1 protein-coding gene is annotated in these 19,433 nt (G+C 60.1%); it reads left to right on the forward strand.

The window, feature by feature from the left end; translation table 11 throughout:
* The first annotated feature begins 129 nt into the window (after positions 1–129).
* Entirely contained in the window at positions 130–19,428 is a 19,299-nt protein-coding gene (locus I6G90_RS20440) for a type I secretion C-terminal target domain-containing protein (protein ID WP_197928985.1), read from the forward strand.
* Positions 19,429–19,433 lie beyond the last annotated feature (5 nt).

A 19,433-nucleotide genomic window follows, 5' to 3' on the forward strand; every position in this document is an offset into this window, starting at 1 on the left:
TTCTGTCTGGCTGAACAGTTCAGCCTCAAATCGGTCTATCCTTTCGAATTTTCGAGCTGGTTATTTTTCCCCTCAGTCTGCAAAGTAGGCTGTGGCTTATTGCATTCAAATCAGGATTCAGGAGAGAACATGATCACCAATGCCGTTACCTTGGAACAGGGCGTAACCGTAACCCAACTCAAAGGACAAATTTATCTGGTTGCCGCAGATGGCAGCCGGAAGCTGTTGGCTGAAGGGGATGTGCTGCCGAAAGGGGCTGTGATCATGTCGCCGGATGGCGCCAGTTTCATGGGCGGCGGACAGTCGTTCAATGTGCAACCGGCCAGCGAGCAGAGTGAGCCTGCCGAAGAGGGGGATGCCCCCCAGTTGGCGCAAAACGGCGCTGCAGGTACTCCTGATGATATCAATGCCCTGCAACAGGCGATCTTGGGTGGCGCTGACCCGACCCAGGCCTTTGAAGCCTCCGCAGCAGGCGGCGCACCTGCTGCTGGCGGTGGCGGTATCGGTGGTGTCGCCGGCTCCAGTGGTAACGGCGGTTTTGTCACCATCGATCGTACCGGTGATGCAACCATTGCCGAAGCCACTTTCGATACCACCTACAACGCCAATGGCGAGCCACCGCTGGGTGTTGCTGGCGAAGATGAAGTATTCGACCTGACTCCGCCCACCATTTCCGTGGTTGCGCCAGATAACACCAATGACACCACACCAACCCTGACCGGAACCACAGATGCTCCCGTTGGCAGCACCGTGACCCTGCTGGTCACCGATGCAAACGGTAATAAACAAACCCTGACCGCTATCGTCACACCCGCTGGCACTTTCACTGTGGATGTGGTTACCCCCTTGGCCGAGGGTTCTTATACCGTTACAGCCACAGTGACCGATCCTGCGGGTAATTCTGGAAGTGCGACGGATTCAGGGAGTGTGGATGTAACCGCTCCAGCGATCACCGTTGATGCGCCTGACAATACCAATGACACCACCCCGACCATCACTGGTACTACCAATGCGGTCCTAGGCAGCACGGTCACGCTGGTGGTGACCGATGCCAATGGCAACCAGCAAACCTTGACCGCCACGGTGCAACCGGGTGGCAGCTACAGCGTGGATGTCACCACCCCGTTGGCGGAAGGCTCTTATTCCGTCACCGCCACAGTGACCGAACCGGCCGGCAACACCGGCACCGCGACCGACGACGGCAGCGTCGACACCGTGGCGCCGGAGATCACGGTGGATGCACCGGACAATACCAATGACACTACCCCGACCATCAGCGGCAAGACGGATGCGGCAGAAGGCAGCACCGTCACCATCTTGGTGACCGATGCCAAGGGGGGCGAACAGACGCTGACGACGACCGTCGACAAGGATGGCAACTATCGCGTAGATGTCACTACCCCGCTGGCGGAAGGTGGCTATAAAGCGGATGCCAGTGTGACTGACAAGGCGGGCAACACCGGCAAGGCGACGGACGACGGCAGCGTTGATGTGACTGCGACTGGCGCGCCGGTGGTGACCATTGTGGATGACCGCAATCCGGATGATGGTGTGCTGACCAAGGATGAGATTGGCAACGACAACATCCAGGTGACCGTGCAGGTCAACGCCGCCGATCTGGCGGATGGCGGCAAGGTGAACCTGACCATCACCAACGGCAGCACGACCAGCGATATCGAACTGACGCTGGTCGATGGCAAGCTGGTCGACGGGAGCGGCAAGCAGTACGGCTACAGCAACGGCATCATCAGCTGGACCGAAACCCGTCCGGCGGACGGTGCCCAGTTGAAGGTAGACGCGACCCAGACCGACAAGGCCAACAACACTTCGGACAAGGGCAGCGACCAGGCGACTGTGGGTGACACCACGGCGGCCGGTGCACCGGTGGTGACCATTGTGGATGACCGCAATCCGGATGATGGTGTGCTGACCAAGGATGAGATTGGCAACGACAACATCCAGGTGACCGTGCAGGTCAACGCCGCCGATCTGGCGGATGGCGGCAAGGTGAACCTGACCATCACCAACGGCAGCACGGCCAGCGATATCGAACTGACGCTGGTCGATGGCAAGCTGGTCGACGGGAGCGGCAAGCAGTACGGCTACAGCAACGGCATCATCAGCTGGACCGAAACCCGTCCGGCGGACGGTGCCCAGTTGAAGGTAGACGCGACCCAGACCGACAAGGCCAACAACACTTCGGACAAGGGCAGCGACCAGGCGACTGTGGGTGACACCACGGCGGCCGGTGCACCGGTGGTGACCATTGTGGATGACCGCAATCCGGATGATGGTGTGCTGACCAAGGATGAGATTGGCAACGACAACATCCAGGTGACCGTGCAGGTCAACGCCGCCGATCTGGCGGATGGCGGCAAGGTGAACCTGACCATCACCAACGGCAGCACGACCAGCGATATCGAACTGACGCTGGTCGATGGCAAGCTGGTCGACGGGAGCGGCAAGCAGTACGGCTACAGCAACGGCATCATCAGCTGGACCGAAACCCGTCCGGCGGACGGTGCCCAGTTGAAGGTAGACGCGACCCAGACCGACAAGGCCAACAACACTTCGGACAAGGGCAGCGACCAGGCGACTGTGGGTGACACCACGGCGGCCGGTGCACCGGTGGTGACCATTGTGGATGACCGCAATCCGGATGATGGTGTGCTGACCAAGGATGAGATTGGCAACGACAACATCCAGGTGACCGTGCAGGTCAACGCCGCCGATCTGGCGGATGGCGGCAAGGTGAACCTGACCATCACCAACGGCAGCACGACCAGCGATATCGAACTGACGCTGGTCGATGGCAAGCTGGTCGACGGGAGCGGCAAGCAGTACGGCTACAGCAACGGCATCATCAGCTGGACCGAAACCCGTCCGGCGGACGGTGCCCAGTTGAAGGTAGACGCGACCCAGACCGACAAGGCCAACAACACTTCGGACAAGGGCAGCGACCAGGCGACTGTGGGTGACACCACGGCGGCCGGTGCACCGGTGGTGACCATTGTGGATGACCGCAATCCGGATGATGGTGTGCTGACCAAGGATGAGATTGGCAACGACAACATCCAGGTGACCGTGCAGGTCAACGCCGCCGATCTGGCGGATGGCGGCAAGGTGAACCTGACCATCACCAACGGCAGCACGGCCAGCGATATCGAACTGACGCTGGTCGATGGCAAGCTGGTCGACGGGAGCGGCAAGCAGTACGGCTACAGCAACGGCATCATCAGCTGGACCGAAACCCGTCCGGCGGACGGTGCCCAGTTGAAGGTAGACGCGACCCAGACCGACAAGGCCAACAACACTTCGGACAAGGGCAGCGACCAGGCGACTGTGGGTGACACCACGGCGGCCGGTGCACCGGTGGTGACCATTGTGGATGACCGCAATCCGGATGATGGTGTGCTGACCAAGGATGAGATTGGCAACGACAACATCCAGGTGACCGTGCAGGTCAACGCCGCCGATCTGGCGGATGGCGGCAAGGTGAACCTGACCATCACCAACGGCAGCACGGCCAGCGATATCGAACTGACGCTGGTCGATGGCAAGCTGGTCGACGGGAGCGGCAAGCAGTACGGCTACAGCAACGGCATCATCAGCTGGACCGAAACCCGTCCGGCGGACGGTGCCCAGTTGAAGGTAGACGCGACCCAGACCGACAAGGCCAACAACACTTCGGACAAGGGCAGCGACCAGGCGACTGTGGGTGACACCACGGCGGCCGGTGCACCGGTGGTGACCATTGTGGATGACCGCAATCCGGATGATGGTGTGCTGACCAAGGATGAGATTGGCAACGACAACATCCAGGTGACCGTGCAGGTCAACGCCGCCGATCTGGCGGATGGCGGCAAGGTGAACCTGACCATCACCAACGGCAGCACGACCAGCGATATCGAACTGACGCTGGTCGATGGCAAGCTGGTCGACGGGAGCGGCAAGCAGTACGGCTACAGCAACGGCATCATCAGCTGGACCGAAACCCGTCCGGCGGACGGTGCCCAGTTGAAGGTAGACGCGACCCAGACCGACAAGGCCAACAACACTTCGGACAAGGGCAGCGACCAGGCGACTGTGGGTGACACCACGGCGGCCGGTGCACCGGTGGTGACCATTGTGGATGACCGCAATCCGGATGATGGTGTGCTGACCAAGGATGAGATTGGCAACGACAACATCCAGGTGACCGTGCAGGTCAACGCCGCCGATCTGGCGGATGGCGGCAAGGTGAACCTGACCATCACCAACGGCAGCACGGCCAGCGATATCGAACTGACGCTGGTCGATGGCAAGCTGGTCGACGGGAGCGGCAAGCAGTACGGCTACAGCAACGGCATCATCAGCTGGACCGAAACCCGTCCGGCGGACGGTGCCCAGTTGAAGGTAGACGCGACCCAGACCGACAAGGCCAACAACACTTCGGACAAGGGCAGCGACCAGGCGACTGTGGGTGACACCACGGCGGCCGGTGCACCGGTGGTGACCATTGTGGATGACCGCAATCCGGATGATGGTGTGCTGACCAAGGATGAGATTGGCAACGACAACATCCAGGTGACCGTGCAGGTCAACGCCGCCGATCTGGCGGATGGCGGCAAGGTGAACCTGACCATCACCAACGGCAGCACGACCAGCGATATCGAACTGACGCTGGTCGATGGCAAGCTGGTCGACGGGAGCGGCAAGCAGTACGGCTACAGCAACGGCATCATCAGCTGGACCGAAACCCGTCCGGCGGACGGTGCCCAGTTGAAGGTAGACGCGACCCAGACCGACAAGGCCAACAACACTTCGGACAAGGGCAGCGACCAGGCGACTGTGGGTGACACCACGGCGGCCGGTGCACCGGTGGTGACCATTGTGGATGACCGCAATCCGGATGATGGTGTGCTGACCAAGGATGAGATTGGCAACGACAACATCCAGGTGACCGTGCAGGTCAACGCCGCCGATCTGGCGGATGGCGGCAAGGTGAACCTGACCATCACCAACGGCAGCACGACCAGCGATATCGAACTGACGCTGGTCGATGGCAAGCTGGTCGACGGGAGCGGCAAGCAGTACGGCTACAGCAACGGCATCATCAGCTGGACCGAAACCCGTCCGGCGGACGGTGCCCAGTTGAAGGTAGACGCGACCCAGACCGACAAGGCCAACAACACTTCGGACAAGGGCAGCGACCAGGCGACTGTGGGTGACACCACGGCGGCCGGTGCACCGGTGGTGACCATTGTGGATGACCGCAATCCGGATGATGGTGTGCTGACCAAGGATGAGATTGGCAACGACAACATCCAGGTGACCGTGCAGGTCAACGCCGCCGATCTGGCGGATGGCGGCAAGGTGAACCTGACCATCACCAACGGCAGCACGGCCAGCGATATCGAACTGACGCTGGTCGATGGCAAGCTGGTCGACGGGAGCGGCAAGCAGTACGGCTACAGCAACGGCATCATCAGCTGGACCGAAACCCGTCCGGCGGACGGTGCCCAGTTGAAGGTAGACGCGACCCAGACCGACAAGGCCAACAACACTTCGGACAAGGGCAGCGACCAGGCGACTGTGGGTGACACCACGGCGGCCGGTGCACCGGTGGTGACCATTGTGGATGACCGCAATCCGGATGATGGTGTGCTGACCAAGGATGAGATTGGCAACGACAACATCCAGGTGACCGTGCAGGTCAACGCCGCCGATCTGGCGGATGGCGGCAAGGTGAACCTGACCATCACCAACGGCAGCACGACCAGCGATATCGAACTGACGCTGGTCGATGGCAAGCTGGTCGACGGGAGCGGCAAGCAGTACGGCTACAGCAACGGCATCATCAGCTGGACCGAAACCCGTCCGGCGGACGGTGCCCAGTTGAAGGTAGACGCGACCCAGACCGACAAGGCCAACAACACTTCGGACAAGGGCAGCGACCAGGCGACTGTGGGTGACACCACGGCGGCCGGTGCACCGGTGGTGACCATTGTGGATGACCGCAATCCAGATGATGGTGTGCTGACCAAGGATGAGATTGGCAACGACAACATCCAGGTGACCGTGCAGGTCAACGCCGCCGATCTGGCGGATGGCGGCAAGGTGAACCTGACCATCACCAACGGCAGCACGGCCAGCGATATCGAACTGACGCTGGTCGATGGCAAGCTGGTCGACGGGAGCGGCAAGCAGTACGGCTACAGCAACGGCATCATCAGCTGGACCGAAACCCGTCCGGCGGACGGTGCCCAGTTGAAGGTAGACGCGACCCAGACCGACAAGGCCAACAACACTTCGGACAAGGGCAGCGACCAGGCGACTGTGGGTGACACCACGGCGGCCGGTGCACCGGTGGTGACCATTGTGGATGACCGCAATCCGGATGATGGTGTGCTGACCAAGGATGAGATTGGCAACGACAACATCCAGGTGACCGTGCAGGTCAACGCCGCCGATCTGGCGGATGGCGGCAAGGTGAACCTGACCATCACCAACGGCAGCACGACCAGCGATATCGAACTGACGCTGGTCGATGGCAAGCTGGTCGACGGGAGCGGCAAGCAGTACGGCTACAGCAACGGCATCATCAGCTGGACCGAAACCCGTCCGGCGGACGGTGCCCAGTTGAAGGTAGACGCGACCCAGACCGACAAGGCCAACAACACTTCGGACAAGGGCAGCGACCAGGCGACTGTGGGTGACACCACGGCGGCCGGTGCACCGGTGGTGACCATTGTGGATGACCGCAATCCGGATGATGGTGTGCTGACCAAGGATGAGATTGGCAACGACAACATCCAGGTGACCGTGCAGGTCAACGCCGCCGATCTGGCGGATGGCGGCAAGGTGAACCTGACCATCACCAACGGCAGCACGGCCAGCGATATCGAACTGACGCTGGTCGATGGCAAGCTGGTCGACGGGAGCGGCAAGCAGTACGGCTACAGCAACGGCATCATCAGCTGGACCGAAACCCGTCCGGCGGACGGTGCCCAGTTGAAGGTAGACGCGACCCAGACCGACAAGGCCAACAACACTTCGGACAAGGGCAGCGACCAGGCGACTGTGGGTGACACCACGGCGGCCGGTGCACCGGTGGTGACCATTGTGGATGACCGCAATCCGGATGATGGTGTGCTGACCAAGGATGAGATTGGCAACGACAACATCCAGGTGACCGTGCAGGTCAACGCCGCCGATCTGGCGGATGGCGGCAAGGTGAACCTGACCATCACCAACGGCAGCACGACCAGCGATATCGAACTGACGCTGGTCGATGGCAAGCTGGTCGACGGGAGCGGCAAGCAGTACGGCTACAGCAACGGCATCATCAGCTGGACCGAAACCCGTCCGGCGGACGGTGCCCAGTTGAAGGTAGACGCGACCCAGACCGACAAGGCCAACAACACTTCGGACAAGGGCAGCGACCAGGCGACTGTGGGTGACACCACGGCGGCCGGTGCACCGGTGGTGACCATTGTGGATGACCGCAATCCGGATGATGGTGTGCTGACCAAGGATGAGATTGGCAACGACAACATCCAGGTGACCGTGCAGGTCAACGCCGCCGATCTGGCGGATGGCGGCAAGGTGAACCTGACCATCACCAACGGCAGCACGACCAGCGATATCGAACTGACGCTGGTCGATGGCAAGCTGGTCGACGGGAGCGGCAAGCAGTACGGCTACAGCAACGGCATCATCAGCTGGACCGAAACCCGTCCGGCGGACGGTGCCCAGTTGAAGGTAGACGCGACCCAGACCGACAAGGCCAACAACACTTCGGACAAGGGCAGCGACCAGGCGACTGTGGGTGACACCACGGCGGCCGGTGCACCGGTGGTGACCATTGTGGATGACCGCAATCCGGATGATGGTGTGCTGACCAAGGATGAGATTGGCAACGACAACATCCAGGTGACCGTGCAGGTCAACGCCGCCGATCTGGCGGATAGCGGCAAGGTGAACCTGACCATCACCAACGGCAGCACGACCAGCGATATCGAACTGACGCTGGTCGATGGCAAGCTGGTCGACGGGAGCGGCAAGCAGTACGGCTACAGCAACGGCATCATCAGCTGGACCGAAACCCGTCCGGCGGACGGTGCCCAGTTGAAGGTAGACGCGACCCAGACCGACAAGGCCAACAACACTTCGGACAAGGGCAGCGACCAGGCGACTGTGGGTGACACCACGGCGGCCGGTGCACCGGTGGTGACCATTGTGGATGACCGCAATCCGGATGATGGTGTGCTGACCAAGGATGAGATTGGCAACGACAACATCCAGGTGACCGTGCAGGTCAACGCCGCCGATCTGGCGGATGGCGGCAAGGTGAACCTGACCATCACCAACGGCAGCACGGCCAGCGATATCGAACTGACGCTGGTCGATGGCAAGCTGGTCGACGGGAGCGGCAAGCAGTACGGCTACAGCAACGGCATCATCAGCTGGACCGAAACCCGTCCGGCGGACGGTGCCCAGTTGAAGGTAGACGCGACCCAGACCGACAAGGCCAACAACACTTCGGACAAGGGCAGCGACCAGGCGACTGTGGGTGACACCACGGCGGCCGGTGCACCGGTGGTGACCATTGTGGATGACCGCAATCCGGATGATGGTGTGCTGACCAAGGATGAGATTGGCAACGACAACATCCAGGTGACCGTGCAGGTCAACGCCGCCGATCTGGCGGATGGCGGCAAGGTGAACCTGACCATCACCAACGGCAGCACGACCAGCGATATCGAACTGACGCTGGTCGATGGCAAGCTGGTCGACGGGAGCGGCAAGCAGTACGGCTACAGCAACGGCATCATCAGCTGGACCGAAACCCGTCCGGCGGACGGTGCCCAGTTGAAGGTAGACGCGACCCAGACCGACAAGGCCAACAACACTTCGGACAAGGGCAGCGACCAGGCGACTGTGGGTGACACCACGGCGGCCGGTGCACCGGTGGTGACCATTGTGGATGACCGCAATCCGGATGATGGTGTGCTGACCAAGGATGAGATTGGCAACGACAACATCCAGGTGACCGTGCAGGTCAACGCCGCCGATCTGGCGGATGGCGGCAAGGTGAACCTGACCATCACCAACGGCAGCACGGCCAGCGATATCGAACTGACGCTGGTCGATGGCAAGCTGGTCGACGGGAGCGGCAAGCAGTACGGCTACAGCAACGGCATCATCAGCTGGACCGAAACCCGTCCGGCGGACGGTGCCCAGTTGAAGGTAGACGCGACCCAGACCGACAAGGCCAACAACACTTCGGACAAGGGCAGCGACCAGGCGACTGTGGGTGACACCACGGCGGCCGGTGCACCGGTGGTGACCATTGTGGATGACCGCAATCCGGATGATGGTGTGCTGACCAAGGATGAGATTGGCAACGACAACATCCAGGTGACCGTGCAGGTCAACGCCGCCGATCTGGCGGATGGCGGCAAGGTGAACCTGACCATCACCAACGGCAGCACGACCAGCGATATCGAACTGACGCTGGTCGATGGCAAGCTGGTCGACGGGAGCGGCAAGCAGTACGGCTACAGCAACGGCATCATCAGCTGGACCGAAACCCGTCCGGCGGACGGTGCCCAGTTGAAGGTAGACGCGACCCAGACCGACAAGGCCAACAACACTTCGGACAAGGGCAGCGACCAGGCGACTGTGGGTGACACCACGGCGGCCGGTGCACCGGTGGTGACCATTGTGGATGACCGCAATCCGGATGATGGTGTGCTGACCAAGGATGAGATTGGCAACGACAACATCCAGGTGACCGTGCAGGTCAACGCCGCCGATCTGGCGGATGGCGGCAAGGTGAACCTGACCATCACCAACGGCAGCACGACCAGCGATATCGAACTGACGCTGGTCGATGGCAAGCTGGTCGACGGGAGCGGCAAGCAGTACGGCTACAGCAACGGCATCATCAGCTGGACCGAAACCCGTCCGGCGGACGGTGCCCAGTTGAAGGTAGACGCGACCCAGACCGACAAGGCCAACAACACTTCGGACAAGGGCAGCGACCAGGCGACTGTGGGTGACACCACGGCGGCCGGTGCACCGGTGGTGACCATTGTGGATGACCGCAATCCGGATGATGGTGTGCTGACCAAGGATGAGATTGGCAACGACAACATCCAGGTGACCGTGCAGGTCAACGCCGCCGATCTGGCGGATAGCGGCAAGGTGAACCTGACCATCACCAACGGCAGCACGACCAGCGATATCGAACTGACGCTGGTCGATGGCAAGCTGGTCGACGGGAGCGGCAAGCAGTACGGCTACAGCAACGGCATCATCAGCTGGACCGAAACCCGTCCGGCGGACGGTGCCCAGTTGAAGGTAGACGCGACCCAGACCGACAAGGCCAACAACACTTCGGACAAGGGCAGCGACCAGGCGACTGTGGGTGACACCACGGCGGCCGGTGCACCGGTGGTGACCATTGTGGATGACCGCAATCCGGATGATGGTGTGCTGACCAAGGATGAGATTGGCAACGACAACATCCAGGTGACCGTGCAGGTCAACGCCGCCGATCTGGCGGATGGCGGCAAGGTGAACCTGACCATCACCAACGGCAGCACGGCCAGCGATATCGAACTGACGCTGGTCGATGGCAAGCTGGTCGACGGGAGCGGCAAGCAGTACGGCTACAGCAACGGCATCATCAGCTGGACCGAAACCCGTCCGGCGGACGGTGCCCAGTTGAAGGTAGACGCGACCCAGACCGACAAGGCCAACAACACTTCGGACAAGGGCAGCGACCAGGCGACTGTGGGTGACACCACGGCGGCCGGTGCACCGGTGGTGACCATTGTGGATGACCGCAATCCGGATGATGGTGTGCTGACCAAGGATGAGATTGGCAACGACAACATCCAGGTGACCGTGCAGGTCAACGCCGCCGATCTGGCGGATGGCGGCAAGGTGAACCTGACCATCACCAACGGCAGCACGACCAGCGATATCGAACTGACGCTGGTCGATGGCAAGCTGGTCGACGGGAGCGGCAAGCAGTACGGCTACAGCAACGGCATCATCAGCTGGACCGAAACCCGTCCGGCGGACGGTGCCCAGTTGAAGGTAGACGCGACCCAGACCGACAAGGCCAACAACACTTCGGACAAGGGCAGCGACCAGGCGACTGTGGGTGACACCACGGCGGCCGGTGCACCGGTGGTGACCATTGTGGATGACCGCAATCCGGATGATGGTGTGCTGACCAAGGATGAGATTGGCAACGACAACATCCAGGTGACCGTGCAGGTCAACGCCGCCGATCTGGCGGATGGCGGCAAGGTGAACCTGACCATCACCAACGGCAGCACGGCCAGCGATATCGAACTGACGCTGGTCGATGGCAAGCTGGTCGACGGGAGCGGCAAGCAGTACGGCTACAGCAACGGCATCATCAGCTGGACCGAAACCCGTCCGGCGGACGGTGCCCAGTTGAAGGTAGACGCGACCCAGACCGACAAGGCCAACAACACTTCGGACAAGGGCAGCGACCAGGCGACTGTGGGTGACACCACGGCGGCCGGTGCACCGGTGGTGACCATTGTGGATGACCGCAATCCGGATGATGGTGTGCTGACCAAGGATGAGATTGGCAACGACAACATCCAGGTGACCGTGCAGGTCAACGCAGCCGATCTGGCGGATGGCGGCAAGGTGAACCTGACCATCACCAACGGCAGCACGGCCAGCGATATCGAACTGACGCTGGTCGATGGCAAGCTGGTCGACGGGAGCGGCAAGCAGTACGGCTACAGCAACGGCATCATCAGCTGGACCGAAACCCGTCCGGCGGACGGTGCCCAGTTGAAGGTAGACGCGACCCAGACCGACAAGGCCAACAACACTTCGGACAAGGGCAGCGACCAGGCGACTGTGGGTGACACCACGGCGGCCGGTGCACCGGTGGTGACCATTGTGGATGACCGCAATCCGGATGATGGTGTGCTGACCAAGGATGAGATTGGCAACGACAACATCCAGGTGACCGTGCAGGTCAACGCCGCCGATCTGGCGGATGGCGGCAAGGTGAACCTGACCATCACCAACGGCAGCACGGCCAGCGATATCGAACTGACGCTGGTCGATGGCAAGCTGGTCGACGGGAGCGGCAAGCAGTACGGCTACAGCAACGGCATCATCAGCTGGACCGAAACCCGTCCGGCGGACGGTGCCCAGTTGAAGGTAGACGCGACCCAGACCGACAAGGCCAACAACACTTCGGACAAGGGCAGCGACCAGGCGACTGTGGGTGACACCACGGCGGCCGGTGCACCGGTGGTGACCATTGTGGATGACCGCAATCCGGATGATGGTGTGCTGACCAAGGATGAGATTGGCAACGACAACATCCAGGTGACCGTGCAGGTCAACGCCGCCGATCTGGCGGATGGCGGCAAGGTGAACCTGACCATCACCAACGGCAGCACGGCCAGCGATATCGAACTGACGCTGGTCGATGGCAAGCTGGTCGACGGGAGCGGCAAGCAGTACGGCTACAGCAACGGCATCATCAGCTGGACCGAAACCCGTCCGGCGGACGGTGCCCAGTTGAAGGTAGACGCGACCCAGACCGACAAGGCCAACAACACTTCGGACAAGGGCAGCGACCAGGCGACTGTGGGTGACACCACGGCGGCCGGTGCACCGGTGGTGACCATTGTGGATGACCGCAATCCGGATGATGGTGTGCTGACCAAGGATGAGATTGGCAACGACAACATCCAGGTGACCGTGCAGGTCAACGCCGCCGATCTGGCGGATGGCGGCAAGGTGAACCTGACCATCACCAACGGCAGCACGGCCAGCGATATCGAACTGACGCTGGTCGATGGCAAGCTGGTCGACGGGAGCGGCAAGCAGTACGGCTACAGCAACGGCATCATCAGCTGGACCGAAACCCGTCCGGCGGACGGTGCCCAGTTGAAGGTAGACGCGACCCAGACCGACAAGGCCAACAACACTTCGGACAAGGGCAGCGACCAGGCGACTGTGGGTGACACCACGGCGGCCGGTGCACCGGTGGTGACCATTGTGGATGACCGCAATCCGGATGATGGTGTGCTGACCAAGGATGAGATTGGCAACGACAACATCCAGGTGACCGTGCAGGTCAACGCCGCCGATCTGGCGGATGGCGGCAAGGTGAACCTGACCATCACCAACGGCAGCACGACCAGCGATATCGAACTGACGCTGGTCGATGGCAAGCTGGTCGACGGGAGCGGCAAGCAGTACGGCTACAGCAACGGCATCATCAGCTGGACCGAAACCCGTCCGGCGGACGGTGCCCAGTTGAAGGTAGACGCGACCCAGACCGACAAGGCCAACAACACTTCGGACAAGGGCAGCGACCAGGCGACTGTGGGTGACACCACGGCGGCCGGTGCACCGGTGGTGACCATTGTGGATGACCGCAATCCGGATGATGGTGTGCTGACCAAGGATGAGATTGGCAACGACAACATCCAGGTGACCGTGCAGGTCAACGCCGCCGATCTGGCGGATGGCGGCAAGGTGAACCTGACCATCACCAACGGCAGCACGACCAGCGATATCGAACTGACGCTGGTCGATGGCAAGCTGGTCGACGGGAGCGGCAAGCAGTACGGCTACAGCAACGGCATCATCAGCTGGACCGAAACCCGTCCGGCGGACGGTGCCCAGTTGAAGGTAGACGCGACCCAGACCGACAAGGCCAACAACACTTCGGACAAGGGCAGCGACCAGGCGACTGTGGGTGACACCACGGCGGCCGGTGCACCGGTGGTGACCATTGTGGATGACCGCAATCCGGATGATGGTGTGCTGACCAAGGATGAGATTGGCAACGACAACATCCAGGTGACCGTGCAGGTCAACGCCGCCGATCTGGCGGATGGCGGCAAGGTGAACCTGACCATCACCAACGGCAGCACGGCCAGCGATATCGAACTGACGCTGGTCGATGGCAAGCTGGTCGACGGGAGCGGCAAGCAGTACGGCTACAGCAACGGCATCATCAGCTGGACCGAAACCCGTCCGGCGGACGGTGCCCAGTTGAAGGTAGACGCGACCCAGACCGACAAGGCCAACAACACTTCGGACAAGGGCAGCGACCAGGCGACTGTGGGTGACACCACGGCGGCCGGTGCACCGGTGGTGACCATTGTGGATGACCGCAATCCGGATGATGGTGTGCTGACCAAGGATGAGATTGGCAACGACAACATCCAGGTGACCGTGCAGGTCAACGCCGCCGATCTGGCGGATGGCGGCAAGGTGAACCTGACCATCACCAACGGCAGCACGACCAGCGATATCGAACTGACGCTGGTCGATGGCAAGCTGGTCGACGGGAGCGGCAAGCAGTACGGCTACAGCAACGGCATCATCAGCTGGACCGAAACCCGTCCGGCGGACGGTGCCCAGTTGAAGGTAGACGCGACCCAGACCGACAAGGCCAACAACACTTCGGACAAGGGCAGCGACCAGGCGACTGTGGGTGACACCACGGCGGCCGGTGCACCGGTGGTGACCATTGTGGATGACCGCAATCCGGATGATGGTGTGCTGACCAAGGATGAGATTGGCAACGACAACATCCAGGTGACCGTGCAGGTCAACGCCGCCGATCTGGCGGATGGCGGCAAGGTGAACCTGACCATCACCAACGGCAGCACGACCAGCGATATCGAACTGACGCTGGTCGATGGCAAGCTGGTCGACGGGAGCGGCAAGCAGTACGGCTACAGCAACGGCATCATCAGCTGGACCGAAACCCGTCCGGCGGACGGTGCCCAGTTGAAGGTAGACGCGACCCAGACCGACAAGGCCAACAACACTTCGGACAAGGGCAGCGACCAGGCGACTGTGGGTGACACCACGGCGGCCGGTGCACCGGTGGTGACCATTGTGGATGACCGCAATCCGGATGATGGTGTGCTGACCAAGGATGAGATTGGCAACGACAACATCCAGGTGACCGTGCAGGTCAACGCCGCCGATCTGGCGGATGGCGGCAAGGTGAACCTGACCATCACCAACGGCAGCACGGCCAGCGATATCGAACTGACGCTGGTCGATGGCAAGCTGGTCGACGGGAGCGGCAAGCAGTACGGCTACAGCAACGGCATCATCAGCTGGACCGAAACCCGTCCGGCGGACGGTGCCCAGTTGAAGGTAGACGCGACCCAGACCGACAAGGCCAACAACACTTCGGACAAGGGCAGCGACCAGGCGACTGTGGGTGACACCACGGCGGCCGGTGCACCGGTGGTGACCATTGTGGATGACCGCAATCCGGATGATGGTGTGCTGACCAAGGATGAGATTGGCAACGACAACATCCAGGTGACCGTGCAGGTCAACGCCGCCGATCTGGCGGATGGCGGCAAGGTGAACCTGACCATCACCAACGGCAGCACGACCAGCGATATCGAACTGACGCTGGTCGATGGCAAGCTGGTCGACGGGAGCGGCAAGCAGTACGGCTACAGCAACGGCATCATCAGCTGGACCGAAACCCGTCCGGCGGACGGTGCCCAGTTGAAGGTAGACGCGACCCAGACCGACAAGGCCAACAACACTTCGGACAAGGGCAGCGACCAGGCGACTGTGGGTGACACCACGGCGGCCGGTGCACCGGTGGTGACCATTGTGGATGACCGCAATCCGGATGATGGTGTGCTGACCAAGGATGAGATTGGCAACGACAACATCCAGGTGACCGTGCAGGTCAACGCCGCCGATCTGGCGGATGGCGGCAAGGTGAACCTGACCATCACCAACGGCAGCACGACCAGCGATATCGAACTGACGCTGGTCGATGGCAAGCTGGTCGACGGGAGCGGCAAGCAGTACGGCTACAGCAACGGCATCATCAGCTGGACCGAAACCCGTCCGGCGGACGGTGCCCAGTTGAAGGTAGACGCGACCCAGACCGACAAGGCCAACAACACTTCGGACAAGGGCAGCGACCAGGCGACTGTGGGTGACACCACGGCGGCCGGTGCACCGGTGGTGACCATTGTGGATGACCGCAATCCGGATGATGGTGTGCTGACCAAGGATGAGATTGGCAACGACAACATCCAGGTGACCGTGCAGGTCAACGCCGCCGATCTGGCGGATGGCGGCAAGGTGAACCTGACCATCACCAACGGCAGCACGACCAGCGATATCGAACTGACGCTGGTCGATGGCAAGCTGGTCGACGGGAGCGGCAAGCAGTACGGCTACAGCAACGGCATCATCAGCTGGACCGAGACTACCCCGGCCAACGGCAAGGCGCTGAGTGTGAGTGCAATCCAGACCGACAAGGCGGGCAATGTCTCCCTGCCGGGCAGCGATACGGCTACGGTGCTTAACGAAGCGCCCAATACGGCGGATAAACAGGCTACAGGCCAAGAGGATGCCGCAAGCATTGTTATTCCGTCGCTCTCTGGCAGCGATATTGACGGCACTGTGGTGAGCTTTACCATCCAGAGTCTGCCGACCCATGGCACCCTGTTCCTGGGGAGTGTGGCCGTGGTGGCGAATCAGAGCATTGCGTTGGCGGATGCTGGCAAGTTGACCTTCAAACCGGAACCCAACTGGAGCGGTGACACTAGCTTCAAATGCGTTGCTATGGACAATGACGGTCTGGCAGACCCGACGCCTGCGACTGTAGCAATCAAGGTTGAGTCTGTTAATGACGCCCCGACGCTGAACATCCCCGACGATGCCGTCGTCTCCGAAGAAGGTCTCCTCGGTGGGCTGAAAGATGAACTGGGTGAAGATGGCCAGAAAGATGCTACTGATGAGGTCGTTGCCAAGGGACTGATTACCGTCGGTGATATTGACAGCAACAACTTGACTGTTTCACTGGGATGGCCAACCGATAATGGTGTTAAACCAGTTTATTCTGGTGGTGTTAAGGTCGAGTGGAGTTGGGATGCTGGCAGCAAAACGTTGATTGGTTACGCCGGTGGCAAGGACAACGTTGTTCTTGAGGTTAAGCTGACAGCGCCAGTTGGTAGTAGCAAAGGTGACTGGGGTTATGAAGTGACCCTGAAGCAGCCGTTGGATCACGCTGATACCACCCAGGAAGACACCATCGATCTCAAGATAAATGTGTCTGTTTCTGACGGGGCTCTGTCTGTGACTAAGCCTTTGACGATTACTGTCGAAGATGACGCCCCGCTCGCCGGGAATGCTGATGCGGTATCCGTTGCCAAAACAGACATTCCCAAGGTGTTAACTGGCCTGTTTGATCTGACCCAACACTCTGCAACGGCAAACCAGAGAGAGCTTGATCTGGACGGGTTTAAGATCACAGCTAAAGGGTTCAAGTCGGCGAAAGATTCAACTCTTATTGCTGCAGATGTTAATGCTTCAACGGCAGGGCTTGGTGTTGCCAGTGGCGATAGCCCTTATCACAACCTCGCCAATGAAGTTGATTTCCGTCTCTTTGGGAATGGCAAGTCTGCGTCTGAAGAGCTGATCGTCAAGCTTGATTCAGGGACCGTGGCCTATGGCGCCAACATCAAGTTCAGCCAGATGTTTGGCAAAGAGCTGGAGAGTGGAGTGGTAGAGTTTTACCGAGACAACGTATTGGTCTCCACACTACCATTCAGATCGGATGCTGCGGGGGGAGAGTACAACCAAAACTTCCAGGTGCAGCAGGGCGGTTTTGACACCATGGTGATCAAGGCCACCAACAACGGCAACACCAATACCTCAGACAATAGCGACTTTACCGTCAAGTCTATCGAGTTTCTTGGCTCCTCTACCCCGCAGGCTATTGCCTATGGTTCGGGGACAGTTGCACCGCAATGGGGGGCGGATGGTAAAGGTTATATGGTGCTGGACACCAAGCTGGAAGATTTTGAACGCGGCCTGCTGACGGCCACAGGCTCCCCTATCACTATCCGCGAGAGTGGGAACAACACCCTGCTGGGGCGTGATGGGAATGGCAAATTGGTCTTCAAGTTGGAGTTCACTCCTGCTACCGGCAAGTGGGAGTTCTTCCAGTATGCCGAGATGCAGCGTCCGGACGATGGTGACATCGACTTTACCTTCAAGGCATACGATCGCGATAACGATGACTCGCAAGGGAGCTTTGCTGTCAACCCGCTGGTACGACCGACCGTGGTCAATGTAGCAAGTGACAGCGAGCTTGAAGGTGCCAGTCTGCAACATGTAGTGACCCTGAGCGGGGCGACCAATGTGGTGACCCAGTACAGCTTTTCCATTGCCGGCACAGGGATTCATGCTGCGACGAGGGATGATTGGGGAACTCTGAGATTTAGTAATGGTGTGACGCTGAGCGCAGATGGCAAGAGTGTGAGTGTACCGGCAGGGGTGACCAGCTTCACGGTTACTGTGCCCACGGTGAACGATCGCTTGGTTGAGGATAATGAGACCCTGCAAGTGATTGTGGGCAACCAGAGTGGCATTGGCACTCTCATCGATAATCCGTTTATTACAGTAAATGGTACTGACCTTAACGACACTATTGTGGTGCGTAATGGTGAGAAAGCCGTTAACCCCGATCGTATTGATGTCCACTTTGGTGGCAATCTGTGGGGTGAGATCACCACCCCAAGTGGCGACACTAAGTATGTACGTACCGACACCAGCTACAACAAGATGAGTGTTGATCAGGTGATCAACAGCGGTGCGGGTAATGATCATGTAGAAACTGGCAACGGCAATGATGTGATCTATGCAGGTAAAACCGGGGCAGATGGATTTGGTACCGACGATTCGTTGCAACTGACGCTAGATCAGCTCAAGGCCCATCACATCATGACTGGCAGTTTGTCTGGTGCCAATGCCATGCTCGATGGCGACGGTCTGCTGCTGAGCGTTGATGTGAGCAGTAGCAAAGCGGATGTGGTCAATGGCGGTAGCGGCAATGACAAGATCTACGGGCAATCAGGCTCGGATATCTTGTTTGGCGGTACCGGTGACGACTACATCGATGGCGGCAGCCACAACGATGCCCTGCGTGGTGGCTTGGGCAATGACATCCTGATAGGTGGCCTTGGCAATGATGTACTGCGTGGTGATGAAGGTGCAGATACCTTTGTCTGGAACAAGGGGGATACGGTATCTGGCCCCCAGACCACGGATTACATCATGGACTTCAACAAGGGGTCAGGCACCACCAACCATTTGGAAGGTGACAAGCTGGATCTGAGTGATTTGCTTGATCACGATGGTTCTCACAACCAGAATGATCTGAAGTCTTTGCTCTCCGTTTTAGAGAAAAATGATGGGGTGCATCTGTTTATCATGGAAGACAGTAGTGCTACCTCGCCAACTCAAGAGATTGTGCTGATGAACCATACCTTCGACAGTCTGACGGGCGGCTCAGGTACCACGGCCAACCAGGTGATCGATTACATGTTGACCAACAACATGCTCGATATCGACAAGTAAGCCCG

Origin of the sequence: Aeromonas allosaccharophila (assembly GCF_016026615.1) — a bacterium.
Lineage (GTDB): Bacteria > Pseudomonadota > Gammaproteobacteria > Enterobacterales > Aeromonadaceae > Aeromonas > Aeromonas allosaccharophila.

Excerpts from the sequence above, each read along its gene's own strand:
- I6G90_RS20440 (WP_197928985.1), top strand. The coding sequence starts at position 130 with ATGATCACCAATGCCGTTACCTTGGAACAGGGCGTAACCGTAACCCAA.